This is a genomic window from Mesorhizobium loti, from assembly GCA_014189435.1.
In the GTDB taxonomy this organism is placed as follows: domain Bacteria; phylum Pseudomonadota; class Alphaproteobacteria; order Rhizobiales; family Rhizobiaceae; genus Mesorhizobium; species Mesorhizobium loti_G.
The window spans coordinates 5,411,596-5,434,597 of the sequence record CP050293.1; the positions used below are offsets into that span (position 1 = coordinate 5,411,596).

Annotated in this window: 23 protein-coding genes and 2 pseudogenes; 13 read left to right on the forward strand and 12 right to left on the reverse strand. The window is 63.9% G+C overall.

Annotation, left to right across the window (positions count from 1 at the left end; translation table 11 throughout):
• The first annotated feature begins 256 nt into the window (after positions 1-256).
• The 6 genes and pseudogenes from fdhD to HB777_25925 all read left to right on the forward strand — a co-directional run bounded on the left by fdhD (position 257) and on the right by HB777_25925 (position 2,754).
• Positions 257-1,087 carry a formate dehydrogenase accessory sulfurtransferase FdhD gene (gene fdhD, locus HB777_25900; GenBank protein QND67017.1) on the forward strand — a complete coding sequence of 277 codons (831 nt, stop codon included), beginning with the start codon at positions 257-259 and terminating at the stop codon, positions 1,085-1,087.
• Entirely contained in the window at positions 1,077-1,388 is a 312-nt protein-coding gene (locus tag HB777_25905) for a formate dehydrogenase subunit delta (GenBank protein QND67018.1), read from the forward strand. Before fdhD ends, HB777_25905 begins: the two co-directional genes overlap by 11 nt.
• A gap of 111 nt (positions 1,389-1,499) precedes the next feature.
• Positions 1,500-1,665, forward strand: a pseudogene (locus HB777_25910) (LuxR family transcriptional regulator).
• Positions 1,662-1,931, forward strand: a pseudogene (locus HB777_25915) (carboxymuconolactone decarboxylase family protein). The pseudogenes HB777_25910 and HB777_25915 overlap by 4 nt, the downstream one beginning before the upstream one ends.
• Before the next feature lie 75 nt (positions 1,932-2,006).
• A complete protein-coding gene (locus HB777_25920) occupies positions 2,007-2,369 on the forward strand; it encodes a nuclear transport factor 2 family protein (GenBank protein ID QND67019.1) in 363 nt (120 codons plus the stop codon).
• Positions 2,370-2,439: 70 nt separating this feature from the next.
• Positions 2,440-2,754 carry a hypothetical protein gene (locus tag HB777_25925; GenBank protein ID QND67020.1) on the forward strand — a complete coding sequence of 105 codons (315 nt, stop codon included), beginning with the start codon at positions 2,440-2,442 and terminating at the stop codon, positions 2,752-2,754.
• Positions 2,755-2,796: 42 nt separating this feature from the next.
• On the opposite strand, the gene HB777_25930 is transcribed toward HB777_25925, so the two are convergent.
• The 8 genes from HB777_25930 to HB777_25965 form a co-directional block, all read right to left on the reverse strand.
• Positions 2,797-4,224, reverse strand: a complete 1,428-nt coding sequence (locus HB777_25930) for a gamma-aminobutyraldehyde dehydrogenase (protein ID QND67021.1) — start codon at positions 4,222-4,224, stop codon at positions 2,797-2,799.
• Positions 4,225-4,253: 29 nt separating this feature from the next.
• Positions 4,254-5,069, reverse strand: coding sequence for an ABC transporter permease (locus HB777_25935; GenBank protein ID QND67022.1), 816 nt, complete (start codon positions 5,067-5,069; stop codon positions 4,254-4,256).
• Positions 5,059-6,027, reverse strand: coding sequence for an ABC transporter permease (locus HB777_25940; GenBank protein ID QND67023.1), 969 nt, complete (start codon positions 6,025-6,027; stop codon positions 5,059-5,061). The genes HB777_25935 and HB777_25940 overlap by 11 nt, the downstream gene beginning before the upstream one ends.
• Positions 6,024-7,022: an ABC transporter ATP-binding protein gene (locus tag HB777_25945; GenBank protein QND67024.1), complete on the reverse strand. Its 999-nt coding sequence runs from the start codon at positions 7,020-7,022 to the stop codon at positions 6,024-6,026. Before HB777_25945 ends, HB777_25940 begins: the two co-directional genes overlap by 4 nt.
• 172 nt (positions 7,023-7,194) lie before the next feature.
• Positions 7,195-8,349 carry an ABC transporter substrate-binding protein gene (locus tag HB777_25950; GenBank protein QND67025.1) on the reverse strand — a complete coding sequence of 385 codons (1,155 nt, stop codon included), beginning with the start codon at positions 8,347-8,349 and terminating at the stop codon, positions 7,195-7,197.
• A 220-nt stretch (positions 8,350-8,569) separates the two neighbouring features.
• Positions 8,570-9,481 (reverse strand): LysR family transcriptional regulator, encoded by a 912-nt coding sequence (locus HB777_25955; GenBank protein ID QND67026.1) that lies wholly within the window; start codon positions 9,479-9,481, stop codon positions 8,570-8,572.
• A 75-nt stretch (positions 9,482-9,556) separates the two neighbouring features.
• The gene (locus HB777_25960) at positions 9,557-10,174 is read right to left on the reverse strand and encodes a DedA family protein (protein QND67027.1); all 618 of its coding nucleotides are present in this window, start codon (positions 10,172-10,174) and stop codon (positions 9,557-9,559) included.
• Complete coding sequence (locus HB777_25965) at positions 10,171-10,770, reverse strand: methyltransferase domain-containing protein (GenBank protein QND67028.1); 600 nt, start codon at positions 10,768-10,770, stop codon at positions 10,171-10,173. The genes HB777_25960 and HB777_25965 overlap by 4 nt, the downstream gene beginning before the upstream one ends.
• 286 nt (positions 10,771-11,056) lie before the next feature.
• Here HB777_25965 and HB777_25970 point away from each other — a divergent pair, with 286 nt between their 5' ends.
• From HB777_25970 to HB777_25985, 4 genes are read left to right on the forward strand one after another with little or no spacing between them, the layout of a single operon-like run.
• Positions 11,057-11,731 carry a response regulator transcription factor gene (locus tag HB777_25970; protein QND67029.1) on the forward strand — a complete coding sequence of 225 codons (675 nt, stop codon included), beginning with the start codon at positions 11,057-11,059 and terminating at the stop codon, positions 11,729-11,731.
• Positions 11,728-13,101 (forward strand): HAMP domain-containing histidine kinase, encoded by a 1,374-nt coding sequence (locus HB777_25975; protein QND67030.1) that lies wholly within the window; start codon positions 11,728-11,730, stop codon positions 13,099-13,101. Before HB777_25970 ends, HB777_25975 begins: the two co-directional genes overlap by 4 nt.
• A 59-nt stretch (positions 13,102-13,160) precedes the next feature.
• Positions 13,161-13,610, forward strand: coding sequence for an Rrf2 family transcriptional regulator (locus HB777_25980; GenBank protein ID QND67031.1), 450 nt, complete (start codon positions 13,161-13,163; stop codon positions 13,608-13,610).
• On the forward strand, positions 13,600-14,499 hold the full coding sequence (locus HB777_25985) for an NAD(P)/FAD-dependent oxidoreductase (protein QND67032.1): 900 nt from the start codon (positions 13,600-13,602) through the stop codon (positions 14,497-14,499). The genes HB777_25980 and HB777_25985 overlap by 11 nt, the downstream gene beginning before the upstream one ends.
• A gap of 12 nt (positions 14,500-14,511) precedes the next feature.
• Here the strand turns inward: HB777_25985 and HB777_25990 are convergent, their stop codons facing one another.
• A complete protein-coding gene (locus tag HB777_25990; protein ID QND67033.1) occupies positions 14,512-15,288 on the reverse strand; it encodes a DeoR/GlpR transcriptional regulator in 777 nt (258 codons plus the stop codon).
• A 411-nt stretch (positions 15,289-15,699) separates the two neighbouring features.
• Here HB777_25990 and HB777_25995 point away from each other — a divergent pair, with 411 nt between their 5' ends.
• Together HB777_25995 and HB777_26000 are read left to right on the forward strand one after the other, a co-directional pair.
• Complete coding sequence (locus tag HB777_25995) at positions 15,700-16,587, forward strand: phosphotransferase family protein (GenBank protein ID QND67034.1); 888 nt, start codon at positions 15,700-15,702, stop codon at positions 16,585-16,587.
• Positions 16,584-19,037: an FAD-dependent oxidoreductase gene (locus HB777_26000; GenBank protein QND67035.1), complete on the forward strand. Its 2,454-nt coding sequence runs from the start codon at positions 16,584-16,586 to the stop codon at positions 19,035-19,037. The genes HB777_25995 and HB777_26000 overlap by 4 nt, the downstream gene beginning before the upstream one ends.
• A gap of 1 nt (position 19,038) precedes the next feature.
• On the opposite strand, the gene HB777_26005 is transcribed toward HB777_26000, so the two are convergent.
• Complete coding sequence (locus HB777_26005) at positions 19,039-19,671, reverse strand: class I SAM-dependent methyltransferase (GenBank protein QND67036.1); 633 nt, start codon at positions 19,669-19,671, stop codon at positions 19,039-19,041.
• Positions 19,672-19,773: 102 nt separating this feature from the next.
• Here HB777_26005 and HB777_26010 point away from each other — a divergent pair, with 102 nt between their 5' ends.
• The gene (locus HB777_26010) at positions 19,774-20,676 is read left to right on the forward strand and encodes a phosphotransferase family protein (GenBank protein QND67037.1); all 903 of its coding nucleotides are present in this window, start codon (positions 19,774-19,776) and stop codon (positions 20,674-20,676) included.
• 9 nt (positions 20,677-20,685) lie between these two features.
• On the opposite strand, the gene HB777_26015 is transcribed toward HB777_26010, so the two are convergent.
• Together HB777_26015 and HB777_26020 are read right to left on the reverse strand one after the other, a co-directional pair.
• The gene (locus tag HB777_26015) at positions 20,686-21,609 is read right to left on the reverse strand and encodes a DMT family transporter (GenBank protein QND67038.1); all 924 of its coding nucleotides are present in this window, start codon (positions 21,607-21,609) and stop codon (positions 20,686-20,688) included.
• Positions 21,610-21,717: 108 nt separating this feature from the next.
• Complete coding sequence (locus HB777_26020) at positions 21,718-22,998, reverse strand: amidohydrolase family protein (protein ID QND67039.1); 1,281 nt, start codon at positions 22,996-22,998, stop codon at positions 21,718-21,720.
• Between the last annotated feature and the right edge of the window lie 4 nt (positions 22,999-23,002).

The window sequence follows — 23,002 nt, forward strand, 5'->3', positions numbered from 1 at the left end:
AGAGCTTCAATCTCGACGGTTGGTCGACCCCCACTCCGTCGAGCTTCGCTCGACACCTCTCCCCCGATCGACGGGGGAGAGGAAAGGCGCGAGCCTTTGCCGGGAGGCACCCTTCCTCTCCCTCCGGAGGGGGAGAGGTGGCGCTGCGCAGCAGCGACGGAGTGGGGGATGGCCTGGGAGAGCAACCGCCAATTGAAGCAAGAAACCTTCGACGCTTCCTAAGTGAAATAACCAGCAGACCAGACGGTGGCGGCTTGTGACACGCTCCCGCCAGCCTCTCAGCCAAATTTCCCGCTTGGCGCATCGCGCCAGCGGCACGGCTGCTGCCGACCGCATGGTGCCGGAAGAGACGCCGGTGGCGTTCTCCTTTGCCGGCACCACGCATGCGGTGATGATGGCAAGCCCGGCCGATTTCGAGGATTTCGCGCTCGGCTTCTCGCTGACCGAAGGCATCATCTCGTTACCGGACGAGATCGAAGCGATCGAGGTCGAGGACCATGGCGCTGGCATCGACATCCAGATCCGGTTGAAGGACACCGCCAACACGCGCTTCGAAGCGCGGCGGCGAAGGCTCGCCGGCCCGGTCGGCTGCGGGCTCTGCGGTATCGAATCGATCGAGGAAGCGATGCGCTCGGTCGATGCGGTTGGTGCGTCAAAGCTTACGCTTGATGCCAATGATATTGTCCGCTCGGTCAAGCTCTTGTCGAAGGTGCAGCCGCTTCACGCCGAGACCGGGGCGGTGCACGCCGCTGGTTTCTATGTGCCTGGTAAGGGCATTGTCATGGCGCGCGAAGATGTCGGCCGTCACAATGCGCTCGACAAGCTGGCCGGCGCGCTGGCCAAAGCCGGCATCGATGGCGCGTCCGGTGCTGTCGTGGTGACATCCAGGGTTTCGGTCGAAATGGTGCAGAAGACGGCTTCTATCGGCTCGGCCTTCATCATCGCCGTCTCGGCGCCGACCGCACTTGCCATCCGAACGGCGCAAGAGGCCGGCCTGACGCTGGTGGCGCTGGTTCGCGGCGACGATTTTGATATTTTCACCCACCCCGACCGGGTGGTTTGCGGAGTTGCCAAGCATGTCGCATGACGAAGAACACATTATGAGCACCGGCGAGAAGCTGGTGCGCATGGCGAACCAGATCGCCGACTTCTTCCATTCCAAGCCGCGCGAGGAAGGCATTGCCGGCGTCGCTGAGCACATCAACAAGTTCTGGGAGCCGAGGATGCGGCGGCAGCTGTTCGAGATGCTGGATGACGGCACCCAGAACTTCAACGAGTTGGTGGTGGCCGCCTCCGCCAGGATCAGACGACCGATCACGCCGGCTGAGGCCGACCTCAAACTCGGGCTCGAGCCCTCCCCTGCCGACGTCGCCGCCTCGCAAGAATAGTCGTCGAGCCGCACCGGCTTATATTCGCTATCGCTAAGTTTAAGCTGCCGCAGTCGGCGCTGTTCTGCTATGGTTGACGATCAGAAATCGTCAGGCCGGGCGGAAAACCTCGTGAGGCCTATCGGGACCCGATACGCCCATAGCGGCGATGTGCGGATCGCCTATCAGGTGGTCGGCCAGGGTTCGTTCGATCTCGTCTTCGTGCCGGGCTTCATTTCCAATCTCGACCTGCAGTGGGAAGACGAAAGGCTACAGCCGCCTCCTGAAGCGGCTGTCAACCCAAAGACCGCGCTTAACGGCAAGACCAAGGAACTTCTGGGCCTCGCCGTCGCGGCGCAGATCCCATGCCAGTACTGCATCTATTTCCACACCGAGGCGGCCAAGCTCAATGGCGCCAGCGACGAGGAGATCAAGGAGGCGGTGGCGATGGCTGCGATCGTGCGCCACTGGTCGACGATGCTCAACGGCAGCCAGGTCGATCTCGCGACCTTCAAGAAGCAGGCCGACGACGTGTTCGCGGCCGTCAAGGCGAAGTCGCAGTAAAACCACTGCCCGGCGATGAGCACCGGGCAGCACTCGACCATCAACTGCCCGGTCGACGGGCCAATGGAGGATGAAATGCTGACCAAGACCCAAACAGTGGATGGCGCGGCGATCAAGAAGGCCATCGAAACCCGTGACGGCAAGATGCTGTCGAGCTTCTATGCCGACGACGCCCTGGTGCGGGTGATCGACCGCAACAACCCACCGAGCAAGCCGCGCGAGATCCGTGGGCGCGCTGCGATCACGACATTCTGGGACGATATCTGCAGCCGGGCGATGACCCACAAGGTCGACACCACCATCGCCGACGGCGACAGTCTGGCCTTCACCCAGGCCTGCGCCTATCCGGACGGCACCCAGGTGTTTTGCGCGGCGATGCTGGAGCTGAAGAACGGGCGGATCGCACGGCAGACCGTCGTGCAGGCCTGGGACGAGTAGTCAACCGCGGGGCCTGTCCATCCCGATTGAATCGGAATGGGGCTCTGTTTAACCCCTGGAGGAGAAGACGATGTTCAGCGCCAGATGGCAGATCGACGCCAAGTTCGGACACAAGCAGACCGTGCTCGACCTGTTGAAGAAATGGGAACGCGAGATCGGCTCGCAGGTCGGCATCGACGAGCTGGAATTCCAGATCATGACCGGTTCGATCGGCGCGCGTGAGGCGACGGTCGAGTCGCATCACCAGGTCGAAAGCCTGGCCCAGTTGGAGGCGTTCTTCGCCAAGATCGGCAAAATCGACGCGCATGCCAAATGGGGCAAGGAGATGGAGCCCTATGTCGTGTCGGGCACCAGCCTGTGGAACATCTATCGCATTGTCGAGTAGTGATCAGCGTTCTTCTCCCCGTTCACGGGGAGAAGAAAGACGCTAGCCGTGGGCCACCATGACATGCCGGACGGCGGTGTAGTCCTCCAGCGCGTAGAGCGACATGTCCTTGCCGTAGCCGGATTGCTTCAATCCGCCATGCGGCATCTCGTTGGTCAGCATGAAATGGGTGTTGATCCAGGTGCAGCCATATTGCAGGCGGGCGGCCGTCGCCATGGCGCGCGATACGTCCTTGGTCCACACCGAGGATGCAAGGCCGTAGTCGCTGTCGTTGGCCCAGTTCACCGCCTCGTCGACCTCCGTGAAACGGGTGATGGAGACGACAGGCCCGAACACTTCACGGCGCACGATCTCGTCTTCCTGCAGGGCACCGGCAACGACGGTCGGTTGGTAGTAGAAACCGGAGCCCTCGCCCGGCTTGCCGCCGGTGGTGATCTCGATGTGCTTCAGTTCCGCGGCGCGTTCGACGAAGCTCGACACGCGGTCGCGCTGGCGGCGCGAAATCAGCGGACCGATCTCGTTTTCAGTGTCGTCGGGGCGGTTGTACTTGATGGTCGAGACGGCCGACGAGAGATCGGCGACGAGCTTGTCGTAGATCTTCTTGCCGGCGTAGATGCGGCAAGCGGCGGTGCAGTCCTGGCCGGCATTGTAATAGCCGAAGGCGCGCAGGCCGCTGACCACGGCGCCGAGGTCGGCGTCATCGAAGACGATGACCGGCGCCTTGCCGCCGAGTTCGAGATGCGTGCGCTTGACTGACTTGGCAGCAGCCTGCAGCACCTTCTTGCCGGTGGCGACATCACCGGTGATTGAAATCATGTTGACCTTGGGATGGTTGATCAGCGTGTTGCCGACGCTGTCGCCGCGGCCAAGCACGACATTGACCACGCCCTCGGGCAGGATTTCCGCCAGGATCTTGGCAAGCTTCAGCGCCGTCAGCGGTGTCTGCTCGGACGGCTTGAAGACCACGGTGTTGCCGCCGGCGATCGCCGGCGCCAGCTTCCAGGCCATCATCATCAACGGGTAGTTCCACGGCGCGATGGAAGCGACGATGCCGATGGCGTCGCGGCGAACCATCGAGGTGTGGCCGGGAATGTATTCGCCGGCAACGACGCCCGGCATGGAGCGGACGGCGCCGGCGAAGAAGCGGTAGCAATCGACGATGGCCGGGATCTCGTCATTGAGCACGGCGTTGATCGGCTTGCCGCAATTGAGCGCCTCGAGCGTCGCGAACTCCTTCGCGTCGGCCTCGATGCGGTCGGCGATCTTCAGGAGATAACCGGAACGCTGCGCCGGCGTGGTGCGCGACCACAAGACGAACGCTTGTTCGGCGGCGGTGACCGCCGCCTCGATCTGTGCCTGGCTGGCTTCAGGCAGGTTGAGGATGGTCGCCCCGGTCTTTGGATTGAGGATCGGCTCCTCGGTTTCGGTGCCCTTCTCGAATTTCGAGCCGATCAGCATCTGGGTGTCCATGGACATCTCTCCCTTGTGAACTCAGGAATCTATTTGCCCGAACCAGCGATCTGGTCGCCGTCGCGGGTGAGGTAATAGGCGGCAAGGATCGGCAGCAGCGTCACCAGCACCACGACCATGGCGACGACATTGGTGACCGGGCGTTGGCGCGGGCGGATCAGCTCTTCCAGCATCCAGATCGGCAACGTCTGCTGCTGGCCGGCAGTGAAGGTGGTGACGATCACCTCGTCGAAGGACAGCGCGAAGGCCAGCATGCCGCCGGCAAGCAGCGCCGTGGCAATGTTGGGCAGCACGACGTGGCGGAAGGTCTGAAAACCGTCGGCGCCGAGATCCATCGATGCCTCGATCATCGAACCGGAGCTGCGGCGGAAACGGGCGACGGCGTTGTTGTAGACGACGACCACGCAGAAAGTGGCGTGGCCAAGCACGATCGTCCAGAACGAGAACGGGATGTCGGCCAACGAAAAGGCCGAGCGCAGCGCGATGCCGGTGATGATCCCGGGCAGCGCGATCGGCAGGATGACCAGCAGCGAGATGGTTTCGCGGCCGAAGAATTTTGTCCGCGACACCGCCGCCGAACAGAGCGTGCCGAGGACGAGCGCGATTGCGGTCGAGATCGCGGCAACCCTGACCGACAGCGACAGCGCCTGCCAGACATCCGGCCGGTTCCAGGTGACGGCGAACCATTGCGTCGTCAGGCCGGGCGGCGGCCAGACGAAACTCTTCTCCTCGGTGGTGAAGGCATAAACGAAGATCAAGAGGATCGGCAGATGCAGGAACAGCAGGCCGCAGGCGGCGGCTATCTTCAGGCCGAGCGGAGCCGACTGGGAACCATCAGAGCGCATCGAAGGCCCCCATGCGCTTGGCGCCCCAAAGGTAGAAGCCCATGATGACGATCGGCACCACGGTGAAGGCGGCGGCGAGCGGGATGTTGCCGGCGGTGCCTTGCTGCGAATAGACCGCCTGGCCGATGAACAGACGCGAGGTGCCGATGATCTGCGGGATGATGTAGTCGCCGAGCGTCAGCGAGAAGGTGAAGATCGAGCCAGCGACGATGCCCGGCAACGCCAGCGGGAACAGCACGTTGCGAAAGGTCTGTCCAGGTGAAGCACCGAGATCGGACGAGGCCTCGACCAGATTGCCGGGTACACGCTCGAGCGCCGCCTGCACGGGGAGGATCATGAACGGCAGCCAGACATAGACGAAGACGATGAAGGTGCCGGTGAACGACACCGACAGCGAATTGCCGCCGACGACCGGCAGCGACAGCCAGGCGTCAAGCAGCCACAACAGATGCAGCTTGGCGAGCAGCCAGGTGAGGATGCCCTCCTTGGCGAGGATCAGCTTCCAGGCGTAGATCTTGACCAGGTAGCTCGACCACAGCGGCAGCATGATGCCGAGATAGAACAGCGCCTTCCAGCGGCCGCGCGCATAACGCGCCGCGTAGTAGGCGATCGGGAAGGCGATGACGGCCGAGGCCAGCGTGACCAGGGCCGCCATCGTCACCGTGCGCAGGATGATGTCGAGATTGGCAGCCTGGAACAGGTCGCCATAGGTCTTCAACGTGAACTCGCGATTGATGAGGCCGGAAAACTCGTCGATGGAGAAAAAGCTCTGCGCCAGCAGCGCAAACAGCGAGCCGATATAGACGATGCCCAGCCATAGCACGGGCGGCAGCAGCATGAGCAGCAGCAGGACCTTCGGCTTGCGCCAGAAGAGGTCCGACAGCGCGCCGCGCAAGCCGCCGCTGCCCGGCAGGATGGCGGGCGCCGTTGCACGCATCATGGCGGCGTCGAGGCTCATGCCGGCTCGTCTATCAAATGCAGGTGCTCGCGGTTGAAGGTGAGCACGACCGCCTCGCCTTCGGCCGGCAAGGCGGTGCCGGCCGGTACGATGGCGTGCAGGCGCAGCCCGTCGGCGTCGAGCGCCAGCTTGGTCGTGGCGCCGAGATAATTGGTCGAGATAAGGCGGGCAGCAACGCCTTCACCGCTGGCCGCGCGCCCGACGCGAATGGATTCAGGGCGGAGGCTGCCCCAGCGATGCTGGCCGGAATAGCGCTGGACGAAATCCGGCGGCAGCACGTTGGAGGAGCCGACGAAATCTGCGACGAAGCGGGTCTTCGGCCGCTGGTAGATATCCTCCGGCGTGCCGATCTGCATGATCTTGCCGTCGTTGAAGACGGCGACGCGGTCGGCCATCGACAGCGCCTCGCCCTGGTCGTGGGTGACGAAGACGAAAGTGATGCCAAGCGCCTTCTGCAGCGACTTCAGCTCCTCTTGCATGTTCTCGCGCAATTTTAGGTCGAGCGCGCCGAGCGGCTCGTCGAGCAACAGCACCTTTGGCTGGTTGACCAGCGCACGGGCGAGTGCCACGCGCTGGCGCTGGCCGCCGGAAAGCTGGCCGGGGCGGCGGGCGCCATAGCCGGGCAGCCGCACCAGTGACAGCGCTTCTTCCGCCGCCTTGTGCCGCTGAGCCTTGCCGACGCCCTTGACCATCAGCCCGTAGGCGACGTTGTCGAGCACGTTCAAATGCGGGAACAGCGCATAGTCCTGGAACACGGTGTTGACGTTGCGGCGATAGGGCGGAACGCCCTCGGCGCGTTCGCCGAAGATCGAGATCGAGCCCGATGTCGGCTGCTCGAAGCCGGCGATGAGGCGCAGGCAGGTGGTCTTGCCGGAGCCGGACGGCCCGAGCATGGCGAAGAATTCGCCCGGCGCGATGTCGAGATCGACCGCGTCGACGGCGCGCACGCTGCCGAAATGGCGCGAGGCTTTCTGGAAGGAAACGGCGGAGGTCATGGGCTGTCAGTCTGTTGCCGGTTTAGATGTGTTGATATCGCGCGACGTCCTACCTCCCCCTTGTGGGGAGGTCGCGGCGAAGCCGCGTGTGGAGGTGCCTCGAAAAATGCCGAGCAGCCCCCACCCCGACGCTGTGCGTCGACCCTCCCCACAAGGGGGAGGGTAAGAAAAATCACCGCCCGCCGATGACGCCGATATAGTCAGATACCCAGCGGTAATAGGGCACGCACTGATCGTTCTGGGTGGTGCATTTCGACACCGGCGTCTTCCAGAACTTGATCTTGTCGAAATTCTCGTAGCCGTTGGTCTTGCAGCCCTCGTCGGTCAAAAGCTCGTTGCCCTTGCAGGCGGCGGGTACGACCGGCAGCGAACCGAACCAGGCCGAGACATCGCCCTGCACCTTGGGCGACAGCGAATGTTCCATCCACATATAGGCGCAGTTGGGATTGGCCGAGTCGGCCTCCATCATGGTGGTGTCGGCCCAACCGGTGGCGCCCTCCTCCGGGATGGTGGACGCGACCGGCTTCTTGGCGGCGACCAACGTATTGACCTGATACGGCCACGAGCCGGAAGCGACGACGCCTTCGTTCTGGAAATCGTCGACCTGGATGGCGGCGTCATGCCAGTAGCGGCCAACCAGCGTGCGCTGGACGCGCAACAATTCGAGCGCCGCCTTGTACTGGTCCTCGTTCAGTTCATAGGGATCCTTGATGCCGAGTTCCGGCTTGTGGAACATCAGATAGTTGGCGGCATCCGCAATGTGGATCGGCCCGTCATAGGCCTGGACGCGGCCCTTGTTGGACTTGCCGTCCGGCAGCTTCATTTCCTCGAAGACGATGCTCCAGCTCTTGGGAGCCTCCTTGAACACGTCGGTGTTGTACATCAGGACGTTGGGACCCCACTGGTAGGGAACGCCGTAGTGGGCGCCGCCGACGGTAAACCATGGCGCGTCCTTGAGGCGCTCGTCGACCGTCTTCCAGCTTGGGATGAGATCGGTGTTGATCGGCTGCACGCGCTTGCCGGCAACGAGGCGCAGCGAGGCATCGCCCGAAGCGGTGACGAGGTCGAAGCCGCCCTCATTCATCAACGAGACCATCTCGTCGGAGGTGTTGGCGGTCTTGACGTTGACCTTGCAGCCGGTCTCCTTCTCGAAGGAGGTTACCCAGTCATAGCCCTTGTCGGTTTCGCCGCGCTCGATGTAGCCCGGCCAGGCAACGATGTTGACCTGGCCTTCGCCCTTGCCAAGCTCCTTGACCTGGGCGACGGCCTGACCGGAAAAGGTCAGCGCGACCGTCAGTGCAGTGCATGACTTCAGGAATGAATTCATTGTCGATCTCCCATTTGGCGCCTGACCCCGAAAGCCGGTTTCGGTCTTCGCTAGGGGGCACGCGCGGACTGAAAAACTGTCAGTTCGTCCGTTGGGCTTGATGCCGCTCTGATGGCGGCTTTGGTCCCTGGACCGAAAGGTGCTTTGAAAATTCCGGTTTCGCAAATTCATTTATCAGAAAGGCGATATCGGTTTTTCCGATAGGTCGGCAGCCGATGCCTCAGGGACGCTGACGGACCGTCCGCTGCGATTGCGCAAGGCCGATGAAATCGCGCGCCGCCTGCGGAAGGCCGGAGCCACGCCGCCAGACCATGCCGACCTGGACCACAGGCAAGGAGCCCGAAATATCGCGCGATTCGATGCGGTCGCCTTCCAGCGACCAGGGCCGGTAGACGAGATCGGGCAGCAGCGCCACACCGGCGCCGGTCGCGACCAGACTGCGGACGGCCTCCACGGAACGGGTGCGGAAAGCGACATGCGGCTTGGCGCCGATCGCCGTCAGCAGCTTGCCGGTGTTTTCCTCGATCTCGTCGACAGTCAGCATGATCAGCGTTTCGGAGGCAATGTCGCCGATGCTGATGATGTCGGCGCTGGCAAGCGGATGGCCGAGCGGCAGCCACAGCCGGTAGGCCGAGACTTCGAGGATTTCCGACTGCAACGCGGTGCGGTCGCGCAAATTGGAGGTGACCATGACAGCAATGTCGAGCTTGCCGCCGATCAAGAGATGCTCGAGGTAGTCGCCATTGTCCTCGATGGCCGAGACCTCGACACCAGGATAGGCGCGACGGTAGCGGGCGAGCAGATCCGACAGCACATAACCGGCGACCAGCGAGGTGACGCCGAGCTGCAGCCGACCGCCCGCCACCGCCTGCTCGCCAGAGAAAGAGCGGCGCGCGTCGGAAACGTCGGCGAGGATCTTGGTGGCGTGGCGCAGGAACTGATGACCCTTGTGGGTGATGTTGAGGCCGCGCGGATGGCGTTCGAACAGTTCAACGCCGAGATCGCTTTCGAGTTCCTTGATCGCTTCGGTGACCGACGATTGCGAGATCGAGAGGTTTTGTGCTGCGCCCGAGACCGTGCCTTGCTCGGCAACGGCGATGAAGAACTGCAATTGGCGGATGGTGAAGGCCATGGCCGGACTAAACACCGGCACGCCGGGGAAGGAAAGCCGACGGCCGTGCTTATCCCATGACCGGCGGGTTGGCGCTCAGTCGAGCGCCAACTTGATGCGCCGCCGGCATGCGGGGCCGTAGCGCAGCGCAAGCATGAATGCCGTCTCCAGAGCCACGACGATGACAATGATGCGCAGGCCCACCGCGAACGAATCCCGGCCGCTGCCGCGCAGCAGGTAGCCGGTGGTGAGAAAGCCCGCGTTCCAGAGCGTGGCGCCGAGCAGCGTCGCGGCCGCAAAGGGGAAGGCCGGCAGACAGAGCGCGCCGGCTGCGATCGGCAGGTAATTGCGCACCGTCGGGATGAACTGCGCCAACAGGGAGACCCGGACATGATTGCGGCGGTAGGCCTGGCCGAGCTTGCGGTAGGTCGCATGGCGCAGGAAGACGTATCTGCCGAAGTGCTCGACCAGCCTGTCGGCACGGTCAGGTCCAATCCGGCGGCCGACCGCATACCAGACCAGGCAGCCGCTGGTGGAGGCAAGCGTCGTCACCAGCAGCAGGATCGCCAGCGTCGAACCATCCGGCGCCGCCGTCATGCCGAGGAACAGCAGCAGCACATGCGAGGGCGGGATTGGCAGGAGCTTTTCGGTGAAGGCGAGGCAGAAGACACCGAACAGACCGAAGCCGAGGATGGCCGCCAGCGGCCCCGTCACGCGAAGCGCCAGTCATAGATGCTGGGCGTTTTGATCCTGGCGATGCGATAGACCGTCGCCGGCGGGAAGTTGCGAAAGGTGTGGCCAACCCGCGTGACTTCGAGATCGAGCCGATCGAGCAGCGACTGGTCGAACGGACAGCGCCGGCCGAGCGTGAACTGATAGAGCGCGCCGCCCGGTCGAAGATTAGCGAAAACCCCGTCGAGAATGGCGAGCGTCTTGCGCGGTGAGATCAGGCGGAAGGGCAGACCGCTGATGGCGGCGCCGACCGCCGGCCCCTGGAATAGCGACAGGTGGCGCAGACCGACGGCATCCATTTCGACGACCCGGGCGGCCGGAAAGCGGCGCTTGAGCAGTGCGGCGAAATCCGGATCGGATTCGATCAGCGTCAAATCCTCTTCACTGACCCCGCGCGCCAGCAGCGCCCGGGTGAAGGGGCCGGTTCCGGGACCAAGCTCCAGCACGGGGCCGGTGTCGGGACCGATGTCGCGCGTCATCAATGCCGCCAGGCTGGAACTGGACGGCGTGACGGAGCCGATCCTGAACGGCGCCACGGTCCACGCCATGAGAAAAGACAGAGCATCATTTGCAGACATAGCTAACCTCAATCCGGACAGCAGCGCGACAATCAGTTTGGTGCGGCCATTTGATTTCGTTTCAGCGCCGGACCCGAACCTGTTGCATAGTCGGGCCCGACGCCTTGATGCCGGCATGGCGGTTCGTGCCGACCGGCGCTGTTTGCCGCGACTGGATTGCATAGACATTGCGCAAGGTGGCAGATGCAAAGAAAGGGCGCGTCGACGCCCGCCGCCAGGATTTGCCATGCTTGCGCAATGTTGGCGCTGTAGCGCCCGAGCAGTGGTCTATGTAAGAGGATGGCGGATGCGTATCTTGCTGGTCGAAGACGAGCCTGAAATGGTCTCGGCCTTGCGTGCCGCGCTGAAGCGCCACGACATGGTGGTCGACCACGCCGGCTCGCTCATCGAAGCGGAGGGCTTCGTTGCCGCCGACAGCTACGACGCCATCCTTCTCGACCGCCAGTTGCCGGATGGCGACGGACTGTCGCTGGTGCCCAGACTGCGCGCAGCGAAGAACACCACGCCCGTGCTGATGCTGACAGCAAAGGGCGACACGTCGGACAAGGTCGACGGGCTGAACATGGGTGCGGACGATTATCTGGCGAAGCCGTTCGCCTTCGAGGAATTGCTGGCCCGGTTGCGCGCGCTGCTCAGGCGCCCGGTGCCGATGCAGTCGCAATTCATCCGCGCCGGCCATCTGGTGCTCGATGTCGGGCATCGCGAGGTGTCGATCCGCGGCGAGCCGCTCAGCCTGCCGCGCCGCGAACTCCTGGTGCTGGAGGCACTGATGCGGCGAACCGGCCGCATGGTGCAGCGCGAGGCGCTGATGGAAGCAGTGTTCGGCCTCGACGACGAGATCCAGTCCAACGCGCTCGACACCCACGTCTCGCGCCTGCGCCGCAAGCTCGCCGACGCCGATGGCGGCGTGACGGTCAACGGCATTCGCGGCGTCGGCTATCTCTTGCGCGAGACGACATGACCATCAAGCGCCCGCGTTCGCTGAAATGGAGCCTGGTGCTGCGCATCGCGTTGCTGCAATGCGCGATGCTGACACTGATCATCGTCGGAATTCTTGGCGCCATGCTGGCCACCGGCCTCATCCCGCACGACTATGAGGACGGCACGATGGACGTGCTGGCGGATGCGGTGGCGCGCGATGCCGGCGGCAAGCTTGTCATCAGCGAGACGGCGGATATGGCAAAGCTGCGATCTGGAGTTCCGGACCTCTGGTTCATCATTCGCGACAAGCAAGGACAGCGGCTGCAGGAAGGAACGGTGCCGACCATCTTCCAGCCCTTTGTCGGACTGCTGGACACCATCAGCGATGCCCGTATCGACCAGGCCCTCGGGCAAGCCGCGCCACCCGGAGGAAAGATCCGCTGGACCGATACGGCAGCCGGCAACGTCCAGATCTTCAGCGGCACCAAGGGCGGGCTTTCGCTCATGCGCCTGCTTGGGCAAGCGCCGCAATTTTTCCTACAAGGGATACTGCCGCTCGCCGGGCTTATGGCACTGGCGACGCTGTTCGCGACGCCCTGGGTGGTGCGCGGCGCACTTTCAGGCCTTGGCCATGCGGCGGCCGAGGCCGGGCGCATCGACGTCGACCAACGCGGCGTGCAGCTGCCGCTGAAGGACGTGCCCTTGGAGGTGACACCGCTGGTGAAGGCGGTGAATGCGGCGTTATCGCGCCTCGACAAGGGCTACGAGCGCCACAAGCGTTTCCTGACCGACGCGGCGCATGAACTGCGAACACCGGTCGCCATCCTCAACACGCGCCTCGCCGCGCTGCCGGCGACACCGGAACGGGCGCGGCTGCTGCAGGACGCAGCGAGGCTTTCGACGCTGACCGACCAGTTGCTCGACCTGCAGCGTCTCGACCGGCAGGCCGCGTCTTTTGAAAAGGTGGACCTCGTGGCGATCGCGCGCGGCGTCATTGTCGACCTCGCGCCGATGGCGTTTTCGGCCGGATACGAGGTGTCGTTCGAACCCGAAGCAGAAACAGTTTTCGCCTCCGGTGACCGCACCGCGATCGAACGCGCAGTGACCAATCTCGTCCAGAACGCCATCGAGCATGGCGGCCGCTCGGGCAAGATCACCGTCGGCATTACAGCTCCCGCCGTCATCGAAGTGCGGGACGAAGGCGGCGGCGTGCCACTGAGCGAGCGGGAACGCGTCTTCGAGCCCTTCTACCGGCTGCGCCCGCAGGATCACGGCGCGGGGCTCGGCCTCAACCTGGTGCAGGAGATCATGCAATTGCATGGCGGGCGTATCGAGATCCTCGACGGCAGGCCGAATGGCGCCTGCTTCCGGATGAGTTTTCGCCCTTTTGCCAGCCTAGGCTCCCCATAGGCGACCGCGTGAGTGCAGGCACGTTTGACATCGGTTCGAATCGTAACTAACTAAGTTACATGAAACGCAACAGCAGACTGTCCTCGACCCTGCATATTCTCGTCCACATGGCCGAGAAGCCCGAACAGGCACTGACCTCCGAGCAGTTAGCCACCTTCATCCACACCAATCCGGTGGTGGTCCGCCGCACCATCGCAGGCTTGCGCGATGCCGGCATCGTCACCTCGTCACGCGGGCATGGCGGCGGCTGGCTGCTCGGGCGGGCACCCGAGAAAATATCCCTGGCCGAGATCAGCGTCGCCCTTGGCGAGACGCTGCTGCCGTTCAGCACTGAGCCGGAAAGCCCCGGCTGCCTCGTCGAGCAAGCGGTGATCGCCGTGCTCGACGATTTTCGCATCGCCGCCGAAAGGCTGCTGGCGGAGAAGCTGAGCCGCATAACGCTAGCCGACCTGACCGCCGATTTCCGCCGCCGTTTTGATCTCGTTGGAGTCTCCAGCCATGCAGTATGATCTTGCCATCGTCGGCGGCAGCTTTGCGGGCCTGTCCGCCGCCATCCAGGTGGCGCGGGCAGGACGCAAGGTGCTGGTGATCGACGCCGGCCAGCCGCGCAACCGGTTTGCCGCGCATTCGCACGGCTTCCTCGGACAGGACGGGCGCGCGCCGGGCGCGATCCTCGACGACGCAAGGCGGCAATTGCTGGCCTATCCGACAGCAAGGGTTGTCGACGGGCGCGCGGACAAGGCCGTTGCCGCCGGCAGCAGCGATTTCGAAATCACCACCGATGGCGGCGAGACATTCGGCGCCGCACGGCTGGTGCTGGCCACCGGCGTGCGCGACATCCTGCCGGAGGTGGCCGGACTTGCCGAGCTCTGGGGAAAGAGCGTGCTGCACTGTCCCTATTGCCACGGCTACGAAGTTTCCGGCGGGCCGCTCGGTGTGCTCGCAACCGGTCAGATGTCCCTGCATCAGGCACAGCTGATCGCCGATTGGGGCGATGTCACTTTGTTCGGCAACGGCCTGTTCGAACCCGACTCCGAGCAGATACGCGCCCTGGAGAGTCGAAAGGTGCGGTTTGAGCCCACCGATGTGACCGAGCTGCGTGAAGACGGCTCCGGCGGATTGATCGTCCACCTCGACGACGGCAGAAAGGCCGGCGTCAGGGCGATGTTCACGGCGCCGCGCAACACCATGGCCAGCCCGCTTGCCGAACAGCTTGGCTGCGGCTTCACGGAAGGCCTTCTCGGCCCGGTGATATCAGTCGATGACAGGCAGCAGACGACCGTACCCGGCGTCTACGCCGCCGGCGACGCGGCACGCTCGATGCACAACATCGCCTTTGCGGTATCGGGTGGCACCTTTGCGGGCGTGTGCGCCCACCAGTCGCTGGTCTTCGGCTAAGACGGTCTTCGGCTAAAACCCGGCTTCCTCGCCGGCAATGCTGAGCCGCGCGCCGGCCTGTGCCAGGGCGGCAGCTATGTCGCGCGGCGGCGAGCGGTCGCTGGCGAGTTCGGAAAAGCTGTCGAAGCCGCAGACCTGGACCAGACCAAGGCGGCCGAACTTCGAGTGGTCGGTGATGACGAGTGAACGCTGGCCGCGCGACAGCACCATGCGGGCGAACTCGGCCTCTTCCAGATCATAGTCCATGACGCCCATCACCGCATCGATGGCGCCGGTGGAAATGATAGCGTGGCTGACCGAGAAGCGGCTGACGAAGTCGATCGCCGAGGCGCCGAAGGCAGCGCCGGAATCGCTGCGCAGCTCGCCGCCGGCCATGTAGACCTTGTTGCCGTTGATGGTGGCCAGCGTGCGGGCGATATCAGACGAGTTGGTGACGACCGTCAGGCGCCGGTGGCCAAGCAGTTCGCGGGCAAGGAACGAGGTCGTCGTACCGGTGTCGAGCATGATCGATTCCCCGTCGCGGATGGTGGCGGCGACCATGCGGGCGATGACGCGCTTGGCGTCGGCGTTCTCACGCATGCGCCGCTCGAACGGTGCTTCGCCGACCATCGACGGCAGGCCGATGGCGCCATGCATCTTGAGGACCGAGCCGTCACCGGTGAGCGGCTTGACGTCTCGGCGCACGGTTTCGAGCGACACGCCCAGCCGGTCGGCCAGACTGGCGATGGTGACGGTGCCCTCTTCCTGCACGAGCCGCAGGATCTCGCCGTGTCGTTTGGACTGGGCCATCTGGTTTCCCGAACTGAGGCTTTTGACCGATTCTAAGGTAATTCGAGTTCTTTTAAAGGAACTATCTTTTGATTTCGGGCAAAATACCCAAAAAAAGTCACATCTTTTTGTTGACAAGCGGGCAACCCTGGCGTGAAATCAAGGACATCAACAGAGTTCGGATCTCCGACTGGAGGGTGATGGCAGAGCCGGAACTCAGTGATCAGGCCGTTTGGAACGTGCCTGGTGCAAGGAATTTTCAGATCCGCGGGGGCGGATGCCGGGCTCAAAAACCTGGCCAAGGGGCTCGTCGGTGCGGTGCGGGATACCGATCCTGGCATCCCGCACCGACGAGATTTTTTGTGTTTCACCCTGCTGCCGTCGCGCTGTCCATGGCGCCTTGTCGAAGCCCAGCAAACCAGGAATGATTCCGTGACCGCCGAAGATCGCATCCGCGCCCTGCCTTGCTGGACCGGCAGCATCGAGATCGCGCCGCTGCCCGGCGGCCTCAGCAATGCCAATTATGTCGTCAAGGACGCTGCCGGCAAACATGTCGTGCGCTTCGGCAAGGACTATCCGTTCCACCATGTCTTTCGCGAGCGCGAGGTCATGACGGCGCGGGCGGCGCATGCCGCCGGTTTCGCGCCAGCCGTCCGCCATGCCGAACCGGGCATCCTGGTGACGGAGTTTCTCGGCGCCAAGACCTATCTCGCCGAGGATGTGCGCGCCAATCTCGGCCGCGTCGCTGCCCTGATGCGCGCCTTCCACCGGGATATGCCCAATCACGTCTCGGGCGCCGGCTTCATGTTCTGGGTGTTCCATGTCATTCGCGACTATGCGCGCACGCTTGAAGAAGGCGGCAGCCGCAAGCGCAGCGACTTGCCATGCCTGCTGACGCTGGCCGACGAACTGGAGCGCGCGCAGAAACTGTTGCCGATCGTCTTTGGCCACAATGATCTGTTGCCGGCCAACATTCTCGACGACGGCAACAGGCTGTGGCTGATCGACTTCGAATATGCCGGCTTCAACACGGCGATGTTCGACCTCGCCGGCGTGGCCTCCAACGCCGGCATGAGCGATGAGGAATCCTTCGCCTTCCTGACCGCCTATTTCATGAAGGAACCGGACGAAGCGATCCGCCGTTCGCACGCGGCCATGCAATGCGCCTCGCTGCTGCGCGAGGCGATGTGGAGCATGGTGTCCGAGCTTTATCTCGACGCGCCCGGCATCGACTACGTCGCCTACACCGAGGAAAACCTGACGCGGCTCGACGCGGCGCTGGAAAACTACAGAACGAAGTACGGGATACAGAAATCATGACATTGCCCAGCCAGGCCGCGATCGTCGTCATCGGCGGCGGCATCATCGGCTGCTCGACGGCCTATCATCTGGCGCGCGACCACAAGGCCGATGTGGTGCTGCTGGAGCAGGGCAAGCTGACGTCGGGCTCGACCTGGCACGCCGCAGGACTCGTCGGGCAGCTGCGCTCATCGGCCTCGATCACCCGCGTGCTGAAATACTCCGTCGACCTCTACAAGGGACTGGAGGCCGAGACTGGCCTCGCCACCGGCTGGAAGATGACCGGGTGCCTGCGGCTCGCCACCAATGCCGACCGCTGGACCGAGTACAAAAGGCTGGCGACGACGGCAAAAAGCTTCGGCATGGACATGCAATTGCTGTCGCCGGCGGAAGTCAAGGCGATGTGGCCGCTCATGGAAACCGGCGATCTCGTCGGCGCCTCCTGGCTGCCGACCGATGGCCAGGCGAGCCCCTCCGACATCACGCAGTCATTGGCCAAGGGCGCGCGCATGCATGGCGCCAAACTGTTCGAGGATGTGCGCGTCACCGGCTTCGAGATGAAGGACGGCCGCATCACGGTGGTCAAGACCAGCAAGGGCGACATCGCCTGCGACAAGGTGGTCAACTGCGCCGGCCAATGGGCGCGGCAGGTCGGGGCAATGGCCGGCATCAACGTGCCGCTGCAGCCGGTGAAACACCAGTACATCATCACCGAGAAGATCGACGGACTGGCGACCGACGCGCCGACCATCCGCGACCCGGACCGGCGCACCTATTTCAAGGAGGAGGTCGGCGGGCTGGTGATGGGCGGCTACGAGCCGAACCCGCAGGCCTGGACGACCGGTCTCCCGGGGGGCGACGTGCCTAACGATTGGGAGTTCCGGCTGTTCGACGACGATTACGACCATTTCGAACAGCATATGAGCCAGGCGATCGCGCGCGTACCGGCGCTGGAAACCGTCGGCGTCAAGCAGATGATCAACGGGCCGGAGAGCTTTACGCCGGACGGCAATTTCATTCTCGGCACAGCGCCCGAATGCGCGAACATGTTTGTCGGCGCCGGCTTCAACGCCTTCGGCATCGCCTCGGGTGGCGGCGCCGGCTGGGTGCTGGCGCAGTGGGTGGTCGATGGCGAAGCGCCGCTCGACCTGTGGGTTGTCGACATCAGGCGCTTTTCCAGCCTGCACCGCGACCGGCAGTGGGTCCGCGACCGCACGCTGGAGGCCTATGGCAAGCACTATACGATCGGCTTCCCACATGAGGAGTATGCCAGCGGGCGGCCGCACATCGTTTCGCCGCTCTACGACAGGCTGAAACAGCAAAATGCCGTGTTCGGCTCGAAGCTCGGCTGGGAGCGGCCGAACTGGTTCGCGCCGCAAGGCGTCGAGCCGCAGGACATCTATTCGATGGGTCGGCAGAACTGGCTCGCGGCAGTCGGCGACGAACATCGCCACGTGCGCGAAGAGGTCGGCATCTTCGACCAATCGTCCTTCGCCAAATACGAGTTGAGCGGACCCGACGCGCTGAAGGCGCTGGACTGGATCTGCGCCAACGATGTCAGCAAGCCGGTCGGCCGGCTGACCTATACCCAGCTTCTCAACACGCGCGGCGGCATCGAAGCGGATCTCACCGTGGCGCGGCTGGCCGAGGAGACATTCTACATCGTCACCGGCACCGGTTTCCGCACGCATGATTCCTCATGGATCAGCGACCATATCGGCGAAGGGCTCAGGGCCACGCTTGTCGATGTCACTGAAGACTTCGGCACGCTGTCGCTGATGGGTCCTCGAGCGCGCGACGTGCTTTCGGCCGTGACCGAGGCCGACGTGTCGAATGCGGCATTCCCATTCGGCCATGTGCGCGAGATCGCCATAGCCGGCCACACAATTCGGGCGCTGCGCGTCACCTATGTCGGCGAGCTCGGCTGGGAACTGCATGTGCCGATTGCGGCCACCGGCGAAGTCTTCGACGCGCTGATGGCGGCGGGCAAAAAGCACGGCATCCGCCCGGTCGGCTACAGGGCGCTGGAATCGCTGCGTCTGGAAAAGGGCTATCGCGCCTGGGGCTCCGACATCACGCCCAACGACACGCCGCAGGAAGCCGGACTCGGCTGGGCGGTCAAGCTGCGCAAGAACACCGATTTCATTGGACGGCGCGCGATCGAGACGGCCAGCGGCGCGGCGTTGAAGAAACGCTTTGCCGGCTTCACGGTCGACGATCCCGAGATCGTGCTGCTCGGCCGCGAAACCATCCTGCGCAATGGCCAGCCCGTCGGTTATCTCACCAGCGGCGGTTATGGCTACACGCTGGGCAGGAACATCGGCTACGGCTATGTGCGCAACGCCGACGGGGTGAGCGACGATTTTCTCACCTCGGGCGACTACGAACTGGTGGTCGCGATGGAGCGGACACCGGCCAAGATCCATCTCGAGCCGATGTACGATCCGGCAGGCGCCAAGGTGAAAGCCTAATTTAGTTCACGCGCAAAGCGAGACCGCGGCTTGGCACGGTGTCGGCCTCGCCCGGCATGGAGACGTAGGGGCGCGTTTCCTCGACGCGGGTGACGAGGCCTTGCGCCTCGAGTTCGGCAATGCGCGCGGCAAAGCCCTGATCCCACAACGTGTTCTTGACCGTGAGCACGATCACCCCGCCCGGCCGGCAGATGCGGATCAGTTCGTCCAGCCCCTCGACGCCGACATGACCCGAGGTGAAGACGCCAGCCGAGATCACTCCGGCATAGGCATCGTCGGCAAAGGGCAGATGACCGCCCAGCGCCAGGCAATGAAGCGCCGAATAGACGCCCTTGCGTGCGGCCTGGGCCAGCATGCCTTCAGAAATGTCTAGCGCCTCGACCTGGGGATAGCCGGCAATGTTCAACCATTCGCCGATCAGTCCAGTGCCGGCCCCGGCATCGAGCAGCGGTGCGGCACCGCGCGGCAGATGGCGGGCCAGCAGTGCCAGGCAGATCGTCGGATGACGATAGCCGGCGGCCGACATGTCGGCGTCATAGGTTTGCGACCAGCGGTCATAGAGTGCCGCCACCTCTTCGGGTCGCTTCGCCGCATAGGCAGCGCCAAGCGCGCCATGATGTTTGCTGTCCGCCACTTTTGTCCTGTCCACCATTCCTTGGGTCTCACAGGGATGATAGCCAAAGCACGAAAATTGTGGAACCGTCGCCGCGACAAATAACAGCGTGGGGGCGCAGGCATGGTGACAGACGAGGCGCGTGCGGCATTGGCCGCCATTCCGATGCTGACCGGCTACACCGGGCCGCTGGAACGGCTCGGCGGCCTCACCAATCTGGTCTTCAAGGCCGGCGAATTCTGCCTGCGCATTCCCGGCAAGGGCACCGAGGAATACATCAACCGGGCCAACGAAGCGGTGGCCGCACGCGAAGCGGCAAAAGCGGGGGTCAGCCCGCAGGTGCTGCATGTCGACCCCGGCACCGGAGTGATGGTGACGCGTTTCATCGCCAGCGCCGAGACGATGTCACCGGAAAAATTCAAGACACGAGCCGGCAGTCCGGCGCGAGCCGGCGAGGCTTTTCGCAAGCTGCACGATTCAGGCGCGGTGTTTCCCTTCCGCTTCGAATTGTTTGCGATGATCGACGACTATCTCAAAGTGCTGTCGACGAGGGATGTCGCCCTGCCCACCGGTTATCATGACGTGGTGCGCGAGGCCGAGACGGTGCGGTCGGCGCTGGCCGCCCATCCGCTGCCTCTCGTCGCCTGTCACTGCGATCCGCTGTGCGAGAACTTCCTCGACACCGGCGAGCGGATGTGGATCGTCGACTGGGAATATTCGGGCATGAACGATCCGCTCTGGGACCTTGGCGACCTCTCCGTGGAAGGCAAATTCGATCCTGTGCAGGACGAAGAGATGATGCGCGCCTATTTCGGCGGCGAGGCCAGGCCGGCGGAGCGCGGCCGCATCGTCATCTACAAGGCGATGTGCGACCTGTTGTGGACGCTGTGGGGCCTGATCCAGCTCGCCAACAACAACCCGGTCGACGATTTCCGTGCCTATGCCGACGGGCGGTTTGCGCGCTGCAAGGCGCTGATGGAGACGTCGGAGTTTTCACGGCACCTGGCGGCTATACGTCAGGGTTGAGCCTGACCCCTAGTTCACGCCCTTCGGCACGTTCTCCGGTGGCACCGTGGTCTCGACCACCTTCTGGCGGTGGAAGATGAACATGCCGGCGAGGACGACAATAGCCGAGCCGATCAGGATGCGCGGGCCGGGAACGTCGCCGAAGAACACCAGCCCGAACACCACCGCCCACAGCAGAAGCGTGTAGTGCAGCGGCGCCAGCGTCGAGGCCGGTGCCAGCTTGAGCGCCCTGGTGATCATCAGATGCGCGCCGCAGGAGACGATGCCGAGCAGCAGCATGGCGCCAAGGTCGAGCGTCGACGGCGTCTGCCAGGCGCCGATGGTCAGCACACCGCCGACCAGCAGCGTGCCGATGGTCTGCCATGTCACCAGATTGGTGTCGCTGGTGCCACGCAGCCGCCGGTTGAGGATGATGGCGAAGGCAAAGGAGATACTCCCCACCAACGCAAAGCCCGATGACAGCGAGAACGCCGCCGAGGACGGTTTCAGCATGATCAGCACGCCGCAGAAGCCGAGCAGGATCGCCATCCAGCGGCGCCATCCGACCTTTTCGCCAAGCAACAGATGCGAGAGTGCCGCAACGTAGATCGGCCCCGCCATGTAGAAACTCATCACGTCGGCAAGCGGCAGATAGACCACGGCGGCGTAGAAGAGCGCGGTGTCGAGCGTGGTCATGACAACGCGCAGCAGCTGCAGTTCCAGGCGTTCCATGCGAAACAGCTTGGCCGTGCCCTGATGGGCGATCATCGGGCCAAGCACGAAGAAGGCGCCGATGGAGCGGATCAGCACGACCTGGCCGACGGAGAAGCTGGCGACCAGCCACTTGCCCATGGCGTCGTTCAGCGCAAACAGGAAGTCGCCGGCCAGCATCAACAGAATGCCGGCCAAAAGCACGTTCCTGATCATCGAATTCTGCGCCACGGGCTGCGTCATGCCGACCCCGATTCCTCCCTTGCGTAAGCCGCGTCGTAGACGGAAGCGGCGGCTTTGACGAGGCGAAATCCGAAAATCGGCAAGGCCAGCGCCGGGATTCGGCTGGATCTAGGCGGATATGTGCCGCCGGTTCACCATTCCCGGCCTTCCACCGATGGACAGCCTGGTCTCCTGCTTCGTCCGCTCCGCCACCACCTTGCCCCTGGCGATGACGCACAGGCGCTCGGCGCGCAGGCGCAAGGCCTCGACCGGATTGCCGGCGTCGAGGACGACAAGGCTGGCGCGCTTGCCGACCGCCAGGCCGAGATGATCGAGCCCCATGATCGACGCGTTGACGTTGGTGACCATGTCGAAGCAGCGCGCCATGTCGGCCGGGCTCGACATTTGCGCGACATGCAGGCCCATGAAGGCGACGTCGAGCATGTCGGCGGTGCCCAGCGAATACCAGGGATCGAGCACGCAATCCTGACCCCAGCCGACGCGGATGCCGAGCGCCTGCATTTCCTTGACCCGAGTCATACCCCGGCGCTTCGGGAAGGTGTCATGGCGGCCCTGCAGCATGATGTTTATCAACGGGTTGGGGATGGCCGAGACACCCGCTTCGGCGATCAGCGGCAGCAGCTTCGAGACATAGTAATTGTCCATCGAATGCATCGAGGTGAGGTGCGAGCCGACCACCCTGCCGTGCAGGCCAAGACGCTGCGTCTCATAGGCAAGCTGTTCGATGTGACGCGACAGCGGGTCGTCGGTCTCGTCGCAATGCAGGTCGACCATCAGGCCGCGCCTGGCCGCGATCTCGCACAGCTCCGTTACCGAACGCGTGCCGTCGGCCATGGTGCGCTCGAAATGCGGAATACCGCCGACGATGTCGACGCCCATGTCGAGCGCGCGGATGGTGTTTTCACGTGCCGTCGGCGAGCGATAAAACCCGTCCTGCGGGAAGGCGACCAGTTGCAGATCGATGTAGGGGGCGACCGTCTTCTTGACCTCGAGCAGCGCCTCGACCGCCAGCAGGCGGTCATCGCAGACATCGACATGGGTGCGGATGGCGAGCAGGCCCATCGACACCGCCCAGTCGCAATAGGCAAGCGCACGGTCGCGCACCGCGTCATGCGTCAAAAGCGGCTTCAATTCGCCCCACAGTGAAATGCCTTCGAGCAGCGTGCCCGACGCGTTGATGCGCGGAATGCCGTAGGAGAGCGTCGCGTCCATGTGGAAATGCGGATCGACGAAGGGCGGCGAGACCAGATTGCCATGGGCGTCAACCTCGGTCCGCGCGGAACCCTGCAGACTGGGCTCGATCGCCGCGATCGTCTCGCCGCTGATGCCGATATCGGCAACCCTGCCATCAGGCAGTGTGCCGCCGCGAACGATAAGGTCGAAATCCATCTGT